Origin of the sequence: Streptosporangium sp. NPDC049078 (genome assembly GCF_040648855.1) — a bacterium.
Lineage (GTDB): Bacteria > Actinomycetota > Actinomycetes > Streptosporangiales > Streptosporangiaceae > Streptosporangium.
The window spans coordinates 150620-171727 of record NZ_JBEZEL010000011.1 but is presented as its reverse complement, the minus strand read 5'-3'; the positions used below and the strand labels follow the sequence as shown (position 1 = coordinate 171727).

General features: G+C 61.6%; 14 protein-coding genes, 1 tRNA gene and 1 pseudogene. 11 read left to right on the top strand and 5 right to left on the bottom strand.

The features are described from left to right. Both AB0B90_RS20410 and AB0B90_RS20405 read right to left on the bottom strand, forming a co-directional pair. Positions 1 to 1405, bottom strand: a 1405-nt coding sequence (locus tag AB0B90_RS20410) for a tetratricopeptide repeat protein (protein ID WP_362924044.1), incomplete at its 3' end; no start/stop codon positions are given. Between the two features lie 983 nt (positions 1406 to 2388). After that, entirely contained in the window at positions 2389 to 2643 is a 255-nt protein-coding gene (locus tag AB0B90_RS20405) for a hypothetical protein (RefSeq protein ID WP_362924042.1), read from the bottom strand. 489 nt (positions 2644 to 3132) lie between these two features. Between AB0B90_RS20405 and AB0B90_RS20400 the strand changes: the two genes are divergently transcribed. Continuing rightward, the gene (locus tag AB0B90_RS20400) at positions 3133 to 3528 is read left to right on the top strand and encodes a hypothetical protein (protein WP_344749634.1); all 396 of its coding nucleotides are present in this window, start codon (positions 3133 to 3135) and stop codon (positions 3526 to 3528) included. Positions 3529 to 5123: 1595 nt separating this feature from the next. Here AB0B90_RS20400 and AB0B90_RS20395 read toward each other — a convergent pair. Then, positions 5124 to 5573, bottom strand: a pseudogene (locus tag AB0B90_RS20395) (DnaA/Hda family protein); the annotation flags it as partial. Between the two features lie 1057 nt (positions 5574 to 6630). Between AB0B90_RS20395 and cutA the strand changes: the two are divergent. The 5 genes from cutA (at position 6631) to AB0B90_RS20370 (ending at position 10682) form a co-directional block, all read left to right on the top strand. After that, the gene (gene cutA / locus AB0B90_RS20390; RefSeq protein WP_362924040.1) at positions 6631 to 7143 is read left to right on the top strand and encodes a divalent-cation tolerance protein CutA; all 513 of its coding nucleotides are present in this window, start codon (positions 6631 to 6633) and stop codon (positions 7141 to 7143) included. Positions 7144 to 7257: 114 nt separating this feature from the next. After that, positions 7258 to 8094 (top strand): helix-turn-helix transcriptional regulator, encoded by an 837-nt coding sequence (locus tag AB0B90_RS20385; RefSeq protein WP_362924038.1) that lies wholly within the window; start codon positions 7258 to 7260, stop codon positions 8092 to 8094. 99 nt (positions 8095 to 8193) lie between these two features. Then, a complete protein-coding gene (locus tag AB0B90_RS20380; protein ID WP_362924036.1) occupies positions 8194 to 8601 on the top strand; it encodes an ATP-binding protein in 408 nt (135 codons plus the stop codon). A gap of 415 nt (positions 8602 to 9016) precedes the next feature. Beyond that, complete coding sequence (locus tag AB0B90_RS20375; RefSeq protein ID WP_362924034.1) at positions 9017 to 9859, top strand: sigma factor-like helix-turn-helix DNA-binding protein; 843 nt, start codon at positions 9017 to 9019, stop codon at positions 9857 to 9859. A 1-nt stretch (position 9860) separates the two neighbouring features. After that, positions 9861 to 10682: a protein phosphatase 2C domain-containing protein gene (locus tag AB0B90_RS20370; protein WP_362924032.1), complete on the top strand. Its 822-nt coding sequence runs from the start codon at positions 9861 to 9863 to the stop codon at positions 10680 to 10682. Positions 10683 to 10874: 192 nt separating this feature from the next. Here AB0B90_RS20370 and AB0B90_RS20365 read toward each other — a convergent pair whose 3' ends face one another. After that, positions 10875 to 11468: a DUF4291 domain-containing protein gene (locus tag AB0B90_RS20365; RefSeq protein WP_362924030.1), complete on the bottom strand. Its 594-nt coding sequence runs from the start codon at positions 11466 to 11468 to the stop codon at positions 10875 to 10877. Positions 11469 to 11628: 160 nt separating this feature from the next. On the opposite strand from AB0B90_RS20365, the gene AB0B90_RS20360 reads away from it, so the two are divergent. The 3 genes from AB0B90_RS20360 to AB0B90_RS20350 all read left to right on the top strand — a co-directional run bounded on the left by AB0B90_RS20360 (position 11629) and on the right by AB0B90_RS20350 (position 18565). Beyond that, positions 11629 to 12726 (top strand): IS630 family transposase, encoded by a 1098-nt coding sequence (locus tag AB0B90_RS20360; protein WP_362924028.1) that lies wholly within the window; start codon positions 11629 to 11631, stop codon positions 12724 to 12726. Positions 12727 to 14514: 1788 nt separating this feature from the next. Continuing rightward, positions 14515 to 17046, top strand: coding sequence for a tetratricopeptide repeat protein (locus AB0B90_RS20355; RefSeq protein WP_362924026.1), 2532 nt, complete (start codon positions 14515 to 14517; stop codon positions 17044 to 17046). Between the two features lie 340 nt (positions 17047 to 17386). Further along, entirely contained in the window at positions 17387 to 18565 is a 1179-nt protein-coding gene (locus AB0B90_RS20350; protein WP_362924024.1) for a tyrosine-type recombinase/integrase, read from the top strand. Positions 18566 to 18795: 230 nt separating this feature from the next. On the opposite strand, the gene AB0B90_RS20345 is transcribed toward AB0B90_RS20350, so the two are convergent. Next, a tRNA-Tyr gene (locus tag AB0B90_RS20345) sits at positions 18796 to 18880 on the bottom strand. 491 nt (positions 18881 to 19371) lie between these two features. Between AB0B90_RS20345 and AB0B90_RS20340 the strand changes: the two genes are divergently transcribed. After that, positions 19372 to 19866, top strand: coding sequence for a YajQ family cyclic di-GMP-binding protein (locus tag AB0B90_RS20340; RefSeq protein WP_350942824.1), 495 nt, complete (start codon positions 19372 to 19374; stop codon positions 19864 to 19866). A 351-nt stretch (positions 19867 to 20217) separates the two neighbouring features. Continuing rightward, positions 20218 to 20793 (top strand): pyridoxamine 5'-phosphate oxidase family protein, encoded by a 576-nt coding sequence (locus AB0B90_RS20335; protein WP_350942823.1) that lies wholly within the window; start codon positions 20218 to 20220, stop codon positions 20791 to 20793. Positions 20794 to 21108: the final 315 nt, after the last annotated feature.

Sequence of the window (21108 nt, the reverse complement as noted above, 5' to 3'; positions counted from 1 at the left end):
CGTTGCGGCTGGTTAGCGTGTCGGGGTGCTCTTCCCCCAGCACCCGGCGGCGTATTTCTAAGACGGCCCGCTGCTCGACCTCAGCCTCCTCCAACCGCTCTAGGTCACGAAACACGTTTGCGAGGTTGTTGCGGCTGGTTAGCGTGTCGGGGTGCTCTTCCCCCAGTGCCTGTCGTCGAAGGTTTATTGCCTTGAGCCATGCTGGTTCGGCGAGGTGGTAGCGGCCTTGACGCTCGACGGTAGAGGCGATCTGTTCGGCATCCTCGGGATAGTGAACGTGATTGAGAGCAGCGTGTATCACTAAGTCGGTAACTTGCGCTGTAGGGCCGTCGGCTTGCTGCTTCAAGTCAACGAGGTAGTCAAAAACGGTAACGCCATCGGCGACACTTTCCGGTATAGGCGATAGTAGTGCAGTAGTAGCACGGCGAGGTCGGATCACCCATTCCCACGCTTCCTCCAGAGATTCTGGCCGCAACCGGTGGCCGCCTTTGACCTCCAAGTAATTAGTGTGAAGTTCTTCGATAAGTTGACGGGGAACCGGGCTGGTGTATCCGGTCCGACGACAGTCGATAGCGACAGCGACTAGAGACGCACCACGCGGGTTGACTCCTACATCCCATGCGTTTTCGTAATCGCGTTGCAGTTCCGGGCCAGAGGCAAGATATTCAGCAATTCCATATTCATTAGTCTGCTGCACGGCTGATGCGATACGAGAATCCCAAACGCAGGCTTGTGCACGTTCCAGCTCACTAGTGGTGAACTTACGCTCCAGTCGGACCACCTCAGCCTGCTCCAGAGTTTCTCTCATCTCACGGACAACTGATCGTGTGGTGTCATCGTGGACGATAGAAGAGCTAGTAAGGCGGGCCTGTTCGGCGCTGCGCAAGGTGGCCAAGATGACTCGGTGGGCGTTTCCTGCGGTGATACGAGCGATGTGCTCACGGGTCAACCCGCCGGTTCCTAAATAGTGTTCCAAGTCTGACAGCCATAGCACGGCCCTGCTGGCGTGGATGGCTTGCTCGATCGCGGCTGGTAGTGCGATGCGGTCATGTGGAGCAATTACTATGTGATCGGGCAGCACCGCACGCATGGCTTCGTAAGCGGTGCGGGACTTACCTGCGGTGGAATCCCCCACCAACAACACGAATCCGCCCGCTATAAGCCGCTCGCGTACCTGCCTGTCGACGTCACGCGGCACGTAGGTCGGCGGCTCTGCCTTGGGTGCGGAAGACAGCACGATCGCCGGATGCACCCCAAGATGAATCGGGTCATTCAGCTGCGCCACCTTCGGCAGGCGCCCGCTAGGCAAAACTAGGCAGCCGTCTTTTAACTTGAACACGTTCTCGTCACGTCGAGCAGTGAGCCGCTTGTAGCGTTCCTGTGCCAACCCCGACAGCACCACCACGACCGCCACCCCGACCGCGGCACCACTTACGGCCCAGGGGTTGGTCACCCTGAAAGCCGTAAGAACGGCTGTTACCGCCCCCAGCACAGCCAACGCCACCAGAGCGATTAGTGCACGACGCTCCTGCCACCGGCCACCACCCATAAGTGCCACCCCTCGCCCGTGAACGGAGATTCGCACGCCGAACGGAAGACGGCTAGCCGAACGATGTCGTTGACACCCGACCGTCACACCACCCGTCCACCCTAGATACCCCAGTTGCTCGGAGCTGAAGACTCAAATATTTCAGAACGAAGAGGCATCCCTCCGACCAGGGAACATGCCTGCACCGTCATTAGTAAGGCAGTTTCGGTCCATTGATCGACTTCCGACCTTATGCATCGACCGCCCACCGCAAGGTGACTGCAGAGCGGTACCCCTACGGCAACATCTGGAGAGCAACCAAACCGCATTAGCAACTCTGATCTTGCCCGTTCGGATCGGTTCAACCTGGACCAACAGGGGTGGCTGGTCTGCCTAGGACGAGGCTGTACGGCGGTGAACTGCAACCCAAACTGCAACCCGCGCAGGGCTCAAGCTGCGCGCCGCGCACACCTCCGCCCGCCTGATCATCCCGTCTGCCTCGACCCACCGCGAAGCGGCAGCGGGCCGGCACGGAGGGGCAAGCCCGTCTTCGCGTGTCCGTTCGCCGGTCACTGTTCCTCATTCATGGGATGCCAACCGTCATAGACGGGCTTGAGCCGGAGGAGCTGGCCTGCTGGGCTTGCCTGGGTCGAGACAGACGGGATGATCAGGTCCATCTCAACCACATATGGCCTTGTGGTCGCGTACCAGCGAACATCCCGGAGTCGAGTGCCCCCGCCGGAGGCATGGCGGTTTTCAAGAGGGCTGCGTTCCGAGCAGAGACAGGGCCTCTCACCAGGGCAAGAGCATCGTTTCCCGTCTCGACCACCGAAGATCATCCCGCGCATATCCCGCAACGGCTACTCATCGACCTCGGCGTGCCTGGCGCGCTCTCGCAGCCGGCGTAGGTGACGGTCATACTGACCGGCATATGACCTCTCGGCTCTGTCGACCAACCGGTTCTGCGGGTCGGAGGAGCTTTCATACAACTCGGTCTCGAACGGATCGTGGTCGTACTCGACCAGCCGTGCCAACGCCTCACGGTCTTGCTCGATGGAACCTCGCGCCCGAACCTGTTCGCGCCACCTCTTCGCACTCGCCATGGCCTCATCCACACCTCGACCTTAACCGCGATGCCAGGCGAGAGGGCACCTGCCCAAACCGCATTAGCAGCTCGGGCCGTGATCACTCCAGTACGTTCAACCTGGACAGACGCCCGTGAACGGCCGCTCCTGAACGGCCGCTCCTGAACTGGGCGACATGGCGCGGAACTGCAACCCAAACTGCAACCGCGCTCGACAGTTGCCATGCCTAACATCCTGCTTGCGAATCTGCCCGATCTTCAGATGGCGAGCCGGACGGCGGAATGTCTGTGAGTGACCGTGAATCTCCCTCATTGGTCGCCCTTAATGGCATATCAACGGCATGCGATCACGCTCTCGAACTGGCACGGCGAATTATACAAAGATTGGCCCCCGATGTTCTGCTGTCTAGCGTGATGATGTACCCCTAGGATGCGAGCCTCGTCAACGTGACATGCACGTAGCTCTGGGGTGAATACTTGCTCTCTGTTCATACTCTGATGCATTCAGTAGTGTCCGGACATGGCCAAACGAAAATCGGGATCACTCGGGAAGTATTGGGGTTACCTGCTTTTTGTGGTGGTGATCACAGGTTGGCTGACTCAATCAGTCGGTCCTGCGGGCTTGCTTGCTCTGTCCGGGTTGACCACGGTGTTCTTCCTCTTTCGCGTGCCAGTGTGGTGCGGCGCCCTCACGCGCGATAGACAACCCTGCCGGAAAAACGCTCACGGCCTCCTGATGGGGTGCTCGTATCAGCAGCACAAGTGGCAGAAGCTGAAGTTCGCTGTGGTACCGCCGAAGTGGCGTGAACTCAACCGAGGACTATGGGTTGCGCCAGAGAAGTCGGTGGCTACCACCGCTGCCTTCTGCGGCATGATCTCGGCCGTCGTCGCCACGATTGATCTCATTGCCAAATAGAGCAATCGCACCTCCTAATGGAAGGGTGGATAACAGGAACCGCGAGCTGCTTGAGCGCCACCTCAGCGTTGTGTGCGTGCTGGCGGCCATCACATGCCGTCAACTACAATCTCCCGCGATTGCCCGCCCCATCGGGCACGCAACGGGCACGGCCTGACCTTCAAGACCGCTTCCTTATCAGGAGCATCCAGGCCACCGTCAAAAGCTTACGACCTACCCTCGAATGGTGCTAGATGGGTGTGATCGCGAGGCGTTGTGAGGGGCTGTTGCAGTACTCGTTGCAGTACTGCATCGTCTCCAACTCTTCCCCGCTCTCCTCGGAGCTGCCAATCCCAAGGTGAGGCCACTGAGCCAAGGGGACATGAAGCTGATCGCGAAGCGACACCATGGACGCCCTTAACTCAGTGGGTTTGGCTTGGACTCTTGTCTAGGGAGGGGAAACGAGAACCCTACGTTAGTCAATTGCCTTCTGGAGCCAGGTCGCGAGGAGCACAGCGATCCCGATGCCCGTGGTCAAACCAGCACCTACACCTGCAATGCCACCTACCGCGAAGCCAGACACCACACCAACGAGCGCTCCAACGAGCCCGGAGAACCCAAGGATGGTTACCCAGCGGTGGGGAAGCCGGGGCGGTTCGGAGGCAGATTCAGTGTTACTCCGTGAGGATCCCTGGAATAACCTCATGATGAAACGTCCCTTCGTACTAGCTGAGTGGATCGGGCGTGAGAGCGGCTCCCTGTTGGCGCAGGGGGTCGTTCGCTTTGGGGCGACGGCCTCGCCGGTTCTCGGGTAGAGAGTCTGAGGGGTGAGCATGACACCTTCGCTGCTCGCCCTCGAAGGAGATTGCTCCTTCTGTGAGTAAGAGAGGTAGCCCTGAGTCTTTTCCAGCAGTAACTGGTGGTTGAGGGCGATGTTGATGTCGTCGCCCTCGAAGTCGACCGCCTGCGCCTCGTCGGCAGAAGCGAGCGGTACCTGGGGAACTCGGGGACGAGGAGTCGGGTGGTGTTGCGGCCTCCCGCGCTGAAGAAGCCGATCATGCCCTCGCCAGCGCCTCCTAGGATCTTGAGCTGCCCATCGTCAACAAGCACGTCTGGATCAATCCGGAACATCACGTGGATCCGCCTCCTGTGTGTCGAGCGCCATCCGCTCGGCGCCTGGGGTTCAAGTGTTCACTGTCGCGCACCTGCGCTCCCCTTCTTATGGCTCTTAGGTTTCCTAGTTAGAGATACAAGTGGCCTTCGTATTAAGGGCTGTGGATACTGTGGAAAGCCATTGTTTCCGCAGGTCAAGTGCTGTTTTTTCATCCACCGGGGCTGTGGGCGACCACTGTGGACAACTCTTGGGGCTGGGGAGAACTCCGGAGTACACACAGGCCGTCCTCAGATTCGGTGCCCTCTGTCCACTAGCTATCCACGAGGTTTCCCCAGGTTCTCCACGACGTGTCCCCAGGCTGTCCCTGACTTCTCCCCAGCGTTATCCACAGCGCTTTCAACAGCTGTACCGGCAGAAAACCCTCTCCGTTGCGGGACTGCTGCTTGATGAGGATCGTCAGCTCGTTGACCTGGTTGTAAATCGACAGGCCGAAGTAGGCGGTCAGTGTGACCAGCTGTTTCGGCGCCCGGTCGCTGGAGATGACGATCTGCTTGTTGGAGTTGTGCAGGGTGTTGAAGGTGTGGAAGAACTCCTCCTGCGTCTGCTCCTTGCCCTCCAGGAACTGGATGTCGTCTACCAGCAGGATGTCCACCGCCCGGTAGCGGCCACGGAAGTTGTCGGCCTTGTGGTCGCGGATGGAGTTGATGAAGTCGTTGGTGAACTCCTCCGAGCTCACGTACCTCACCCGCGCGCCGTCGTACAGGCTCTGCGCGTAGTGGCCGATCGCGTGCAGCAGGTGGGTCTTGCCCAGGCCCGAGTCACCGTAGATGAACAGGGGGTTGTACGCCTTGGCCGGCGCCTCGGCCACCGCGACCGCCGCCGCGTGCGCGAACCGGTTGCTGAAGCCGATCACGAAGGTCTCGAAGGTGTACTTCGGGTTCAGCCGATGCTGGGACGGGACGTTCTCGTTCAGGGAGTTCCCAAGAGCCCTTTCCCGCTGTTCCCCATCATTTTCGTCCCATCGGGGCACGCGACGGGCACGCCTGAGAACCCCGCGCGGCGCGCATACTCCGCCCGCCTGATCATCCCGTCTGCCGTCGACCCGCCCGAAGGGGAAGTGGACCGGGGGGCACGGGGCCAAGGTGGAGCGCCCTACTGGACGAACGACCTTGGCCCCGTGCCCCCCGGTCTGCTCGGCTTGTCCCGGATCGATGGCAGACGGGATGATCAGGCCCTTACTTCAACCTCCTACGGACTGTGCGGGGAAACTCGCGATCATCCCGGAGCCGGAGCGCCCCCGCCGGAGGCAAGTTTTCTGCTTTTGGTCGCATAGCGAGAGCCTCAGCTATATGTTGGGTTTGCTCACGCAACAATGTTCCACCAAACCTAGCCGCCACCTTCGACGTGGCTACTCGTCCTGCTCAAGGCGAGTGAAAGCCGGGTGCATTGTTAAGTGCGTGCTTTGGTAATGCGCTACAGGGTCCCACCCACTGTGATGTCGAAGATCACACAGAGTAATGGGGCTTCCTGTGGCGCTTTTTGCGTAGAAAGGAGGGAAATGGGAGCGTCAGAGGAGATCGGACGGACGGCCCGGTTCGCTGCAACGAACTGGGGCCGTACCGCCCGAATGTGTCTGCTACTGATGGCCACCGCCGTAGCGGTAGGAGCCTTCATAGCGACTAGGAACCTGCCCCTCATCACTTGGTAACAGGCTCCATCCACGAGGTTGCATGCATGCATGGATTCCATGCATGCATGCAACACGTACGTTCGAAGGTAGCGGAAGTTCGCGGAAGTTCGCGAAAGTTCGCGAAAGTTCGCGAAGCACTGTGAGCTCTCTATGGCCCAAGTGCAACCTTGGCTTCCAGTCTCGGAGTTGGACGAGATTTCAGACCTGAGAGAGCGAGCGGGCCGACGCAATGGAAGCACCTAAAGGGCCTTGAAGAGGTTGGGCCTGCCAGTCGAAGCTCTCGCCCCTGGGCGGCGGTGCGGCCCCACTGCGGCGGGCGATGGTCGAGTGCGGCGCGTGGCCGGTGCGACGGGCGGGCCGATTCCCGCCGCCGTTCGGGACCGGCGCCCACGCCGCACGCCCGGACGGCGGGCGGGTGGAGGGCCGTGCGGCGGCGCGCCGCGCCGCCGTCTTGATACCTATGAGAACAATTCGGCAGTGTGTTGGCATGATCCAAAAAACTTCGGACTGCATCGAGGTCCGCGTCACTGCCAGCAGCCGTGATGAGGCTGATCGGATTTGTTCGGCAGTGGTGGAGCGTCGGCTGGCTGCGGGGGCTCAGGTCGTCGCGCCGATCGAGTCGACCTACTGGTGGGCCGGGGAGATCCAGCGCTCCGACGAGTGGTTGTTGCTGATGACGACCACCACCGGGCGGTTCGAGGACTTGGCTCGGTGTGTGCGGGAGCTGCACTCTTACGAGGTGCCGCAGATCATCGCCAGCGCACTCGTGGCGGGCACTGCTGACTACCTGGAATGGATCAGGCGGGAGACGGCCCCGCGTTCCGGCGGGTAGCGGCGATGTCGCCGAGCAGCTCGCGAACGGTGTGGTCGATGCCCGTGAGAACAATTCGGGAGTGATCTGTGATGGGCTGCGCTCAACGTGCAGGTGACTGGTAGAACGCTGGATGTGGAGGATCGTCGGGATCGCCTGCGGGCGCTGGGTGAGTTGTTGCGTCGGCTACGTAAGGACGCTGGGCTGACGGGGAAAGACCTGGCGGTGCGGGCCGGGGTGGCTCAGCCGACGATCTCTCGGATTGAGACCGGGCGGCTTCTTCCGGTTCCGGAGACGGTGGATCGCCTCGTTGAGGCGTTGGGCCTGGATGAGGCGGGCCGCGGGGAGCTGGATGCTCTGCTGGTGCGGCTGCGTGATGAGGTGTCTCGTCTCAAGGGTGGGCTTGCCGGTCGGGAGGCGGCCAATGTCGCCCGGCTGCGGTCGGCGCGTCGGGTGGTGGTGTTTTCTTCGGCAATGGTTCCGGCGTTGTTGCAGACGGCGGAGTATGCCCGGTTGGCGTTGGCGGTCGGTCGTGAGGTGGATGAGGAGGACGCGGCCAAGGCTGCGGCGGTTCGGGTGGAGGGGCAGTCGGTCCTGTTCGAGTCCGATCGGGAGTTCTTCTTCGTGTTGACTGAGGGGGCTGTGCGTACGTGGCCGGGGTCGCCGGCGTTGATGCTGGCTCAGCTTGATCGGCTGTTGCAGGTGGCGACGCTTCCTGGTGTCACTGTCGGGGTGGTGCCGTGGTCGGTGCAGGCTCCGGCGTTTCCGTTGCATGGGTTCACGGTCTATGACGGTGCGGTGAGCGTGGTGGAGAGCCTGACGGGTGATCTGACGTTGACGGAGCCTGGGGAGCTGTCGGCTCACGGGGAGATCTTCGAGGTGTTCGCGGCGGTGGCGGTCTATGGCGAGGGGCTGCGGGATCTTCTGGGGCGAATTGGTGCCGACTATCGCACCTTGACGACACACCTCTAACGTCTGACGCATTTATGCGTCGAATTCCTTGAGATGCTTCTAGCATCACTCATACGCTGGCCCGGTGGATGTATAGCCCCCTAGACATCGGAGTCCGCTATGTCGCCCTGGCGCATGTCCCGCACCTTTCCCGGCTCTCCCGTGGCGATCACCGAAGCGCGACGCTTCGTCACCACCCTTCTGAGCGCCTGGCCCGTGACCGAAGACGCCGAACTGATCGTCAGCGAACTGGCCACCAACGCCATCCGTCACTCTGCAAGCGGCCGGTTCGGCGGCTGCTTCACCGTCGCCGTCCACGCCAACCACAGCCGGATCTGGCTCGGCATCCTGGACCAGGGCGGCCAGCGCGCACCGCACCCCCTCCCTCCTCAAGCCGACGAGGAAGGGGGACGGGGCCTGGCCCTCGTCGCCGCTCTGGCGGTCAGCTGGGGTGTGACCGGAGATGAGCAGGGTCGCATTGTCTGGGCCACCCTGAACCCGGCTCCCGAGAAGACGGCTGCGTGGTGAAAAGGTGCCTGGCCCCACACGTGGGACCGTTGCGGGCCGGTCACGTCCCGCTGGCCTGGAGCGATCCGCGAGAGGACGGGCGGCGGCGAGTGATCGCCTGGACCTGTGACTGCCGCTCGGTCATTTACGAACTGTGCTCGGCGGGCGGGCAGTCCTACCTTCGCCGCACCGTGCAGGGCGTTCAGCTGAACGTCACCGAGACTCCCCGAACCTGCGCCAGGGAAGCGCGTGACCTTTGGGTTGAGTTGCTGACGGGGCACGTGCGATGACGCGCGGTGTGCCAAAGCGACGCTCGGCGATCCGGGCAACCAGTCCAAAAACCGGCGAACAGCTCAAAGCTGTACTGTCAAGGGGGATAGACGACATTTCGTCTAGGGGTCTAGACTCGGCTGAGCATCACCGAAAGGGAGCCCCTGTGCCACCGAGTGACCTTGAGCGCATCGCCGCCATGGACGACCCGTATCTGTTGATCCGGGCCGCAACCGAGCGGCTGAGCATCGCGCAACAAGAGGTCACCGAACTGGCTCGTCTGCGACGCCGCGTCATCCAAGAGTTGCACGCTCAAGGCATCTCATACGCGCAGATCGCCGAGCAGGCCGGTCTGTCGCGTGGACGCATTCACCAGATCAAGCACACCGGTCCGGCTCCGGAAGGGGCGTTCCTCGGCACGGGCACGGTGACTGTGGTGACCCCGCTGCGACTGGACCCAGAACACAACCGGCCCGTGGTCGCCCTGGACGACATGCGCTCAGGTAAGCGATTGGAAGACCTCGCGCGCTCCTTCGGGCTCACCGTGGCCTCCGACAACGTCTCGGTCGACGGGCAGATCGACCTCAACCGGCCTGGCCTGCTCGTCATCTGCGGTCCCCGGATGGCAGAAGCGATGCGCACCGCCTACGACACCGACCCCGTGATCAGGTGGGAGCGCGACGACCTCGGCTGGCTGCTGCGCGACACCCGGACCAACGTGGCCTATCGCTCCGGCAGCCAGGTCAACCCGCCGAAACCGACCGACTCGGCCTACCTCGGCCGCCTCCCCCGCCCCGATGGCACCGGCACGTTCCTAGCCATCGCCGGCATTCACCCCAACGGCTCGCTCGGCGTTGTCGACCTGCTCGCCTCCGAGATGGCCGGCATCTGGGGTCAGGTGGGGGACACGGGTTTTTCCACCGTGGTCTCCGTTGAATACGACCCCGCTACGGGAGAACCGGTCCGTACACGACTCGCCTGCCCTCTCTATCGGCACGAGGACAGCTGACGTGCGACTCACTCTCGCCACCCAATCCGCCCACCCCGATCGCCCCAACGAAGACTTCATCGGGACCACTTCTGACGCGGTGGTGCTCCTGGACGGCGCCGGAACCCCGGCGGGACTGAAAACGGGCTGCTCCCATGGCATCGCCTGGTACGCCCACACGCTCGGCTCAACCCTGCTGGCTGCAGCCACCCAAAGCACTGGCCCCCTGGCCGAGATCCTCGCCGAGTCGATCAAGAACGTCGCCTCGCTACACGACTTCACCTGTGACCTGATGCACGCGGGATCCCCTTCGGCCACGGTCTCGATGGTGCGCCGTACGGGTGACGTCCTGGAATGGCTGGTGCTGGCCGACTCCGCCGTTGTCCTCGACACCGGTACAACCGAGCCGACCGTGATCTGTGACGATCGAGTGAGTCAGATCGGATCGCGCCACCGGGCGCTGATGGACAGCCTGCCGGGCGGAAGTCCCGAGCATGCCGAAGCGTTTCGAGGCTACGTCGAGACGTTGCGCGACCATCGCAACCGGGCCGGTGGTTTCTGGGTCGCCTCCGTCGATCCCCTCGCCGCAGAACAGGCATTCACCGGCACCGCCCCGCTGGATCAAGTACGGGCGGTGGCACTGTTAAGTGACGGCGCCTCCCGTCTCGTCGACCGCTTCGCCCTGGCGAGCTGGCGACAACTCCTCGACCTCCTCGCCCAGGACGGTCCCGACGAGCTGATCCGCCGTGTCCGAGAGGCCGAACACAGCGATCCAGACAGCTCTCGCTGGCCTCGGAGCAAGATTCACGACGATGCCACTGTGGCCCTCTGGGAATTCTCCTGAGGCATTTCGGACCCTTTCTACCCGCCTTGTCCTCATGGAACAGCTGCACCTGTGTGGGGATCCGCGGCAGGGATCGCATCGTGGCCATTCGACGCCCTATCCCCGTCCGCTTCGAGCAGGTCTCCCCGCGCGGCTGTTCATCAGGCTGCAGATCCTTGACCTCCGCGCAGGACTCGCAGAGTCATGCCCGGATTACGGACGTAGGTGAGCCAGAAGCTCGTCTCCGGCGGGGTAAGGGCGCTCCTTGGGCAAGAGACGTGCTGCGGTATCCGGCTCGTCGTTGCGTATGAGTGTGTGGATCTCCCGGGCAAGCGGAGTCACGTCAGTGACGGCGACCATCCACTCGTCTGCGTACCGGCGCGCCCCCTCGTCCGAGAAGCCGAGCTGCAGCGAACGGTAGGGCAGCGGCTGCAGGTGAAGATCGCGTTCGGGATCCCACTGCACTCGGGTCGGTGCATTCTTCAGCTGCCGCTTCCAGGTAGCCCGATCGGGATGAAGCCCATGCTCATAGTGCGACAAGCACGCGTGGCGGAGGGCCCACTCGAACCCTTCGCGGATGATCTCGATGGCGAGAATGGTCTCCTGCCCCTCCTTGGTGCCCCAGCCGCAGCGGTACATCATCCACAGGAACGATGGTTTGACCCACGTCATCCGATCTCGCTTCCAGGCGATGGGGAAGCGGCCGTAACGAGCGGCGGGGAGGCCGATCTCCGGAGCGTAGGCCTGGTAGACGGTGACCGTGGACACGGTGTGGACCGCCCGGATCCTGTGCTTTGGTTCTTCCATGGGGAACACGATGAGGCCGGCCGCTGGGAAGATCCATTGATTTAGAAGCCGTCTCCTTCGGCTTCGCTGGCTAGTGGCGCGTCACTGAACCTTGCTGGGCTATTTGATCTCGGCGGGTGAGCAGGCCAGCCTGGTCCCGGAGTAGTTCTGGGAGGTGGTCGTGGCGCGTAAGCCTGAGGTGTTCGTCCGTGCGTTGACGATGGAAGAGGGGCGGCGCCTGCAAAGGATCACCCGGTCGGCCAAGGATCCGGTGAAGCTGCGGCGGGCGATCGTGGTGCTGATGTCCGCACAAGGACAATCGGCTTCGGCGATCACGTCGTTGATGCAGGTCAGTGACGACTACGTGCGCCAGGTGGTGCACGCGTTCAACGAGCGGGGGTTCGAGGCTCTGGACCCAAAATGGAGCGGGGGTCGTCCACGCAGGATCAGTGAGTGGGTGCGCGAGCGCATCTGCCTGATCGCCCGGACGACCCCCGCCGAGTGGGGCCTGACCGGCTTTTCCACCTGGAGCCTGTCCAAGCTCGCCGCCCACCTGGTCGAGCTGCGGCTGGTGACCTCGATCAGCCGCCAGCACCTGGCGCGGATCCTCAAGGCCGGCAAGGTGTCATGGCAGACCACCACGACGTGGAAGAGCAGCAACGACACCGACTTCGTCGCCAAGATGCGGCGCATCCTGGCCCTGTACGACGCCCCGCCACCGGGCGGACGGGTGGTGTGCGTGGATGAGTTCGGCCCCTTGAACCTGCAGCCCCGCCAAGGCAAGGCCTGGCGGCCGGGTAAGAACCCCCGCCGCCTGCGGGCCACCTACAACCGCTACAGCGGGGTCATGCACCTGCTCGGCGCCCTGGACCTGGCCACCGGGAAGATCCACTACCGGATCCGTGAACGCAAACGCTGGCGTGAGTTCCTGTCGTTCATCAAGTCCCTGCGGGCCCGCTGGCCCGCAGGCACCCTCCACCTGATCGTGGACAACTACTCGCCGCACAAGCATCCCCAGGTCAAAGCCTGGGCCGCCGCCAACGACGTCGAGCTGGTGTTCCTGCCGACCTACGCCTCCTGGCTGAACTGGATCGAGTCCGAATTCGCCGCTTTGCGCTACTTCGCCCTCAACGGCACCGATCACCGCAGCCACTCCGAGCAGAACGCCGCCATCGCCGCCTACATCCGCTGGCACAACCGGCACGCTCAGCCCAAGGTCAGCTTCGCGGCCAGTTCCCCAATCCGCTCATGGACCAGTTACCCCACCAAGGTTGCGTGACGCGCCACTAGCTCTTGCCCCTGAAGCGCCCTGAAAGCCCGGTGCTACCTGGTAAACAACCTCAAGATCATTGCTCGCGTATTGCGCGACCGCTGACGCGGGGCCCCTCAGGGCTACATCTGCCGCATGTCCCGGAAACGCAAAAGAGGCCCCGGAGGGCCTCTGAGCTGCCAGTTTGGCTGGTGGCAGGTGCAGGACTTGAACCTGCGTAGGCTGAGCCGACGGTTTTACAGCGGGCCGACGATTCCGACTGCGGCATGCCTTTGAGCTGGCCGTACGGCTCCGCTTGAAGCCTTGGCATGCGAGATCATCCCGCACTTATCCCGGATCTTGGTATGCGCTCCCATACGCTCTTGCGCTGGGCGATCCACCGGGATCGGACTACCTATGCCGGAAGCTCCTGCTTCTCGATCCCTCTCGATGCAACGGCGCTCAACCTCGTTCCCCGGTGAGCCAGGGTGAGGAACGAACCCTGGATCTTCGATCGCCCCCGACCACGGCAGATCTCAACCACGATGAGGCGATCGTCGGGCTGCATCGGGGCGGCGGTGCGACCAAAGGCCGGCGGGGACGTAGGTACGGCGTGGCGCGCGTGCGGCGACGGCCCGGAGTCCTGCCCGCGCGCCGGGACCGGCCCCCAGGCCGCATGCCCGGCGTGCGCCGCAGGCGCAGGGCCGGGCGACGGCGCGCAGCGCCGCCCCTTGATACCCATGAGCGTAATTCGGCAAAAACAATCGGGACCAGACATCAAGTCAGGCGCAGCATACGCAGACGCATGCATTGGAGGAGCGGCCATGCAACTGGACTACATGCTGTGAGCTGCGCGAACCTTCTGCAACGCCTCTTCTACGCTTTGGAGGATCGTCCTGTACAAGACTCGCTCTTGCCAAGTGCGGCGCCATCACACTGCTCGGTTAGCATGACCCGACAGAGGAGGTCGCAGCAGCCGATTACCTGGACACTTTATGGCAACCAGTGATCGTTGCGTCTAAACACTGATCACCTGATACGCGAAAAGGGTAGATTCCCTGTTGGCGACGTTCCAATCTGGTTAAGTGGCAGATACGGATCAGTGGCACGTGACTGTGCGGGAGAGGCCTGCCAACGAACCGGAAATTTCACCCAAAATGCTTGTGTCATGGACATGCGTGGAAGAGGGGGACATAACGTGTTAACAGAGGCGTTAGCAGCCATTGCTGCAGCAGGCGGCACTGCAGTGGTCCAAGCAATAGGTACAGATCTATGGACTGCCACGCGCGGGCGCGTCGCAGCGCTCTTGGGGCGCGATAACCCGGAGCAACAGCAAGCAATATTGGTGCGGTTGGACCGGACCGCTACTGAAATTGAGCAGGCAAGTAGCACTGATGTGGCACAGCGCACAGAGTTCGAAGCAGCCTGGCGAACCAGATTCGAAGACTTCCTCGACGGCCTGCCGACGGAGGAGCAAGATGAGGCGGTAGCACGCTTAAGCGATATTGTAACGCTCTGCTCTCTTGCTCAAGGTATGACGACTGCCGGGCAACGCGGACTTGCCGTTAGTGGGGATATGGATATACGAGCCGACCAAGGATCGGTGGCGGGCGGGGTGCTTAATGTAGAGGGAGGTATTCGCCTAGGAAACCCTCACCAACCGGAAGCGGAACAGGGCTAATCGCTCCCGGTATTACTCATGGCCCACACATTCAGGCAGGCACCGCAGCTCTTGCAAGTACCGGTGGAGTGGCGGCGGGGCATGTCAGTCAGCTCATCATAGGTAACTTGTCATCGAGATTGACAGAGCGTCCGACGTTGATCGGCGCCATCCCTGAAGAAGCTGACTGTTTCCAACAGCGAGATTATGTCAGTCAATTAGAAAACGCACTTAATACGGATGATCCATCAAGCAAGTTTCAATTACTGATTGGTCCAGGCGGAGTCGGAAAAACTCAACTTGCTGCCTACTTCGCCAGACAGGTATTGGCGCAAAAAGCTGCTGATGTTGTCATATGGGCATCAGCCAGTAGCCGTGAGACTGTCCAATCTGCATACATGCAAGCTATAACCGAACTTACTGGCGCCGACATAAGCGATGCCGAACACGCCACGCAACGCTTTCTAGCATGGACCCAAACCACAGATCAAAAGTGGTTGGTAGTTCTAGATGACGTCGCTACACCAGCTACGTTAAGAGATCTTTGGCCTCCAAAGCATGCAGGCGGGCGGGTGTTAGTGACGACCCGGCGTAGAGATGCTGCTCTTTTAGGAAGAGGGAGAAAGCGGATCTCCATCGGTCTCTTCAAGCCATCAGAAGCAACTCGCTACCTGATGACAAAACTCGCTACCCACGATCGAGTCGAAGATCAGAGCGAGGTGGCCGCCCTTGCACATGACCTCGGTCATCTTCCGCTTGCCTTAGCTCAAGCAGTCGCATATTTGATCGACTCGAACCTCAGTAGTGCTGAATACAGAACTCTTCTAGCTGACCGTCGACATGCACTACACCAACTGTTACCCGACATTAGCAGCTTACCCGATGACCATCACTCCATAGTCACTGCAACATGGTCGCTGTCCATAGAACAAGCTGACCTACTTCCGCCGACCGGCCTGGCGCGCCCAGTACTTCAACTTGCCTCCATGCTTGACCCCAATGGAATTCCTGAGGCTGTCATTACAAGCCATGCGGCGTTGGATTACATAAAAGAATATAGAACCGAAATGGGGGCATCGAATCCTGCGGCAGATTTCGAGATAGATGAAGCTGCAACTATAGCCACTTTGCGAAACCTGCACCGCCTCAATCTGCTGGACAATTACGCCGATAATCCTGAGCTCGCGGTGCGAATTCACTCTTTAGTGCAGCGAGCAGTTGTTGAAAGCATGCCTACCGAACAGCTTGAAAGTGCAGTAGTGGCAGCCGCGGATGGCTTGGTTGAGATATGGCCAGAAGAGTACACTCAATCCAATATAGTACGAGCACTCCGATCCAACGCTGAAGCACTTTATCTGCGTGCAGATCCGATATTACTCGACAAATTTTGTCACGATGTTCTTTTCCGTCTCGGTAACAGCTTCTTAGAAGCGGGACTCGCTTCGGCTGCTGTTAAGCATTTTTCAGGTCTGCGCTATAAAGTGGATCAGCTTTCCGTGCCCGATCGTATGGATACATACTTCATCAGGCTCCATATGGCCGAAGCCATGGAAGATTCTGGCAATATTGCCGGAGCCTTAATCGAGTATCGATCCCTTCTTCAAGACGAGATTAAACGTCAAGGTATTGATGCTGAGGAAGTATTACATGTACGCAGCATCCTAGCGGAATCCGTCGGTCATGCTGGCGATGCATTGGGTTCGGTTCGCGCATTTGAAGAATTGCTTCAAGACAGGATACGCATTCAAGGGACCGATCACGAAAGTACTCTGGATACGCGGCGTCGCCTTGCTGCGGCACGCAGTTATGCAGGCGATACAGCTGGTGCGATCGCAGCCTTTCAGGAACTATTGGCAGACGAAATTCGCATCCATGGATCGGATCACCATCAGACACGACATACTTATTTGCACCTTGCGGAAGAAATGGGAAGGCATGGAGATGTTGACGGCGCTATAGGCATCTTAGAACGAATCGTAAACGATGATACGCGCATTCATGGGAAGAACAGCAAGGAAACTTTTGGAAGCCGCCACCGGTTGGGCGAGTGGTATCTCGAAGATAAGAGAATAACGAAAGCGGTTGATCTCTTTCAAAAATTGTTAGATGATCACATAGGGACCTTCGGTGAAGGCCATCCGCATACGCTCGAAATTCAAATCCATTTGGCTGATGCTCTCGGTAGCGCCGATGAAATTCAGGCTGCCATCTCGACGAGCCTAGAGATCCTCAACGGATGTTCCATCGACCTCGGAGCTCAACATCCATCTACCCTGGACGCACGAGGCTTAGTTGCGCATTGGAAAGGCCGTTCCGGTGACAAAGAATCTGCAATAAACGAATTCTCAAAAATTCTCGAAGATTCTGAAAATATCCTAGGAGTGGATCACCCGCAAACAATTAGAACTCTTGGTAATTTGGCTAGCTGGTTGCTTAATTCCGGAAATATAGAATCCGCAAATCTTGCCTATAGAAGGTTACTCAACGACCGTCTTCGCATTCACGGCGCCAATGATCGAAGAGTGCTGAAGGCGCGAGATTACGCCGCTTTTTGTATGCTTAAAATGGGAGACTTCGAAGGCGCTCTACTTGCATTCCGAGAGCTCCATGCGGACCAGGTTCGCATACTTGGGGAGTTTCACCCAGACACAGTACATACAATGGAGCACATACAGGATATGGAATCCTAGCTACTCCATGCCAACTCCTTTAAGTGCTCGCCATGTTGATCACGAGGCGTGCTGATATGTGATCCAATGAAATGATTCTTGTTGCTGAGCTGGCAAGACTAAACAGCGCTGACTGCACTGGCCAAAGAGCAGCAGGGCTGCCGCTTGTGAAACGTCGCAGATGAACCACCCTGGAGATAGAAGGCTATCCTCTGGAGGAGCCCGCCTTCGTGACGACATGTGGCTTTGTACTCATGCCTGTGTACGTCGGGGATGTTGGCCTGTAACTTCGCTGTGTGGCTACCAACGAAGAGCGGTCGCGGTGGATCGTGCACGGGGAACGGCTCATCTATGACAACCGATGGAGACGGGCCTCCCCGAGTCGATGATCCAGGCCAAGGAGGCGCAGAACTGGTACGCCTTCGTCCTGGCCTACATCGACATGAAGTGGCCCCACGCGGCGGCCAAGACTCGGGACGCGATGACCGATGCCCTGGCGACGGTGGTCCCCGCGCTGACACGAGACATCCCCGGCAAGCCAGAGGTCTCCGTCCTCCGTACGGCGTTGCGTCACTACGCGCTGCCTCCCAACGCTCGGGACAAGGCGCGGCCTGTTGAGATCGCCAAGGCGCTGCGCTGGCTCGACAAGGCGTCCGTGCCTCTCTCGGAGCTTCAGGAGGCCAAGACCATCCGGGCCGGGCTTGACGCGCTCGCCCTGCTCCTCAACGGCAAGGCGGCGGCTGCGAACACGATCCGGCGTAAGCGGGCCGTCTTCTACAACGCCCTTCAGTACGCGGTGGAGCTGGAGGAACTTCCCGCGAACCCGGTGACGAAAGTCCGCTGGAAGCCGGTAAAGGTCGCCGAGACGGTCGATCCCCGCGTGGTCGTCAACCCCGAGCAGGTTCGCGAGCTGCTGACCATGGTGACCTACGTGGGCAGGCGCGGCCGTGGTCGTCGGCTCATGGCGCTGTTCGCCTGCATGTACTACGCGGGCATCCGGCCGGGCGAGGCGGTCGCGCTGCGCAAGCAGGACTGTCGTCTTCCGGCAACCGGCTGGGGTCGACTCAGCCTCGACGTCTCCCGTCCCGAGGTGAACACCCGGTGGACCGATTCGGGGGATGCCCACGAGGCGCGCGGGCTCAAGCATCGGGCGCAAGAGGACACGCGGCCCGTCCCGATCCCGCCCGTCCTGGTGAAGATCCTCCGCGAGCACCTTGACGAGTTCGGGACCGCCAAGGATGGCCGGCTGTTCCAGAGCGAGCGCGGCGGCGTGGTCGCCTCGACCGCCTATACCGAGGTGTGGGCCGCGGCTCGGCTCCTCGCGCTGACACCGGAACAGGCCGCCTCTCCCCTGGCTCGCAGGCCGTACGACCTGCGGCACGCGGCGGTGTCGCTCTGGCTCAATGCCGGGGTGCCCGCCCCGGAGATCGCCAGGCGGGCCGGTCACGGTGTTGACGTTCTCCTCCGCGTCTACGCGAAGTGCATCGACGGCCAGGAGGAGACGGTCAACCGGAGGATTGATGACGCGCTGGCCGCGTGAAGATCACCTCTGCTGTGGGGCTCTGGGACACACTCCCGGAGCCCCTTCGGCGTTGCAGGGTCTATCCCGCACATGTCCCGCAACGCCTGGCGCGACCTGGGGAAATGCCTCATGATCCATCCCGCGTATATCCCGCGAGCGCTGACATGCGGCTGCTTCCGGCTGCCTGCGGCTGCATGTCCCGGAAACGCAAAAGAGGCCCCGGAGGGCCTCTGAGCTGCCAGTTTGGCTGGTGGCAGGTGCAGGACTTGAACCTGCGTAGGCTGAGCCGACGGTTTTACAGACCGCTCCCTTTGACCACTCGGGCAACCTGCCATGTCTTCCGCTTGCGGCGGCGACAGGAAGAAGAATAGCGGACTTCCGGGGGTGACGTGACATCGGCGGAGGGCACCTCCGGATACCCGCCCCTATCAGGACTTTTGTGCCTATACCGCTGCTCGGATCGGTGCCTTCTGGGGAAGAAGAGGCGCGAGAGGCGTCGCGGTGCCGGGGTGTGAGGAGGCCCGATGGGGGTGGAGGCCGAGGGCGGGCAGGTGGCGCGAAGGGCTGAGGAGGAAAGACGCGCAGGGTGAGTGAGAGGTGGGAGGGGTGGGAGGGGAGATGAGACGCGCCGGGGTGGGAAGGACCCGTGGAGGACGGGTGAGGACACGCTGCCGCCTCGGCATCGGCGGGAGATGCTGGCTAGGCTGATCCGTTACGTACGCGTCTACCGAACCGGCTCGCGGACGTCGCCGTGATTCGCGGTCCGTGGTCTGCGGGAGCCGGGGAGTGATTCATAGTTCTGGCAGGTCAGAGGGGATTGTGCTTTGGCGGATTCATCGTTCGACATCGTTAGCAAGATCGACCACCAGGAGGCCGACAACGCGCTGAACCAGACGATCAAGGAGATCGGGCACCGATTCGACTTCAAGGGCACCGGCGCGGCCATCGCCTGGTCGGGTGGGCAGAAGGCCGTTGAGATCAAGGCCAACAGCGAGGAGCGCGCCAACGCGGTGCTCGACGTCTTCAAGGACAAGCTGATCAAGCGGGGGCTCTCTCTCAAGATCCTGGACGCGGACGAGCCCAAGTTGTCCGGCAAGGAGTACCGCCTGGTGGTGACCCTCAAGGAGGGCATCGACCAGGAGCACGCCAAGAAGATCTCGAAGATCATTCGCGATGAGGGGCCCAAGGGCGTCAAGGCCCAGATCCAGGGCGAGGAGCTCCGGGTGAGCTCGAAGAAGAGGGACGATCTGCAGGAGGTCATCGCCCTTCTCAAGGGTAAGGACCTGGAGATCGCCCTTCAGTTCTCGAACTATCGCTAGCGGATGAGCGGTCGCGACCCCGGCCTCCGGCTCCGGGATCCAGCCCGCCGCAGAAGGCGTATCCGGGCACACGGCCGGGGGCATACGCGCGCGCGCATGCCTTCGCGTGTGCCCCGGCCGCTTCACCTTCCCGGTCCGTGAGCGGAGGTACGGCCTCTCGGCGAGGGAGAGGGCGGGGAAGGCGGGAGACGGGGCCGGGAGGCAGGGAAGGCGGGAAGAGCCGAGAGCGGGAGGGCGGGAGCGGGGAGCCCGAGGGAGAAGGGTTGTCCGCGGGCGAGAGGGCTCACCGGTTGGATACAGCTGTTGGACGCGGCGCCGACCGGCGAACGGCAAAGAACTATCGTCCTGTTCATGGGGAAAATTCACGACAGGATCAACGACCGGCTGCGTGAGTTCATCGGAGCGCAGCCGGTCTACTTCGTGGCCACGGCTCCCGAGAAGGGGGGTCATGTCAACATGTCCCCCAAGGGGTACGCCGACACCTTCGCCGTTCTCGACGACACCACCGTCGCCTACCTCGACCTGGACGGCAGCGGGGTGGAGACGATCGCGCACCTCCGCCAGAACGGCCGCATCACGGTCATGTTCTGCGCCTTCTCCGGCCCTCCCAACATCCTCCGCCTGTACGGCACCGGCCGGGTCGTCGTACCGGAGAGCCCCGACTTCGCAACACTGATCAAGAATTTCGGCCCGCATCCGGGTGTGCGGTCGATCATCGTCGTCGACTGTGACCGGATCTCCGACTCCTGTGGCTTCTCGGTGCCTTTCATGTCCTTCGAGGAGGACCGGACGCTGCTGGACGAGTGGGCTGGGCGCAGGGACGTCCAGCAGCGGCGCGCCCATCGGGCGCAGAAGAACCGCGAGAGCATCGACGGCATCCCTGGTCTCTCCGCGGAGGAGACCGACCCGGTCACGCATCACTCCTGAGACGACCGTCCCTGCCGGGACCGGCCCTCGCAGGGCCGGTCCGTTCGCCCCGCTGGGGAAGGGGTTTCCGCTCCTGCCTCGGCCGGATGACCTTTCCGATGGCATCGTCGACCGGAAGACGCCCCTTCCAGTGGCACCGCCGACCGGAAGCGGACGCCCCTTTCGGCGACACCACCGAACGGAAGCGGTCTCCGCTTCACGCCTTGGCCGGCTTCCCCCGTACGGTGGCACCACCGGCCGGAAGGGATGTCCGCTTCACGCCTCGGTCTGCTTCCCCCGTACGGCGGCACCACCGATCGGAAAGGGTGTCCGCCT

Excerpts from the sequence above, each read along its gene's own strand:
- AB0B90_RS20350 (WP_362924024.1), top strand. The coding sequence starts at position 17,387 with ATGGAGACGGGCCTCCCCGAGTCGATGATCCAGGCCAAGGAGGCGCAG.
- AB0B90_RS20400 (WP_344749634.1), top strand. The coding sequence starts at position 3,133 with ATGGCCAAACGAAAATCGGGATCACTCGGGAAGTATTGGGGTTACCTG.
- cutA (WP_362924040.1), top strand. The coding sequence starts at position 6,631 with ATGGTCGAGTGCGGCGCGTGGCCGGTGCGACGGGCGGGCCGATTCCCG.
- AB0B90_RS20335 (WP_350942823.1), top strand. The coding sequence starts at position 20,218 with ATGGGGAAAATTCACGACAGGATCAACGACCGGCTGCGTGAGTTCATC.
- AB0B90_RS20380 (WP_362924036.1), top strand. The coding sequence starts at position 8,194 with ATGTCGCCCTGGCGCATGTCCCGCACCTTTCCCGGCTCTCCCGTGGCG.
- AB0B90_RS20365 (WP_362924030.1), bottom strand. The coding sequence starts at position 11,468 with ATGGAAGAACCAAAGCACAGGATCCGGGCGGTCCACACCGTGTCCACG.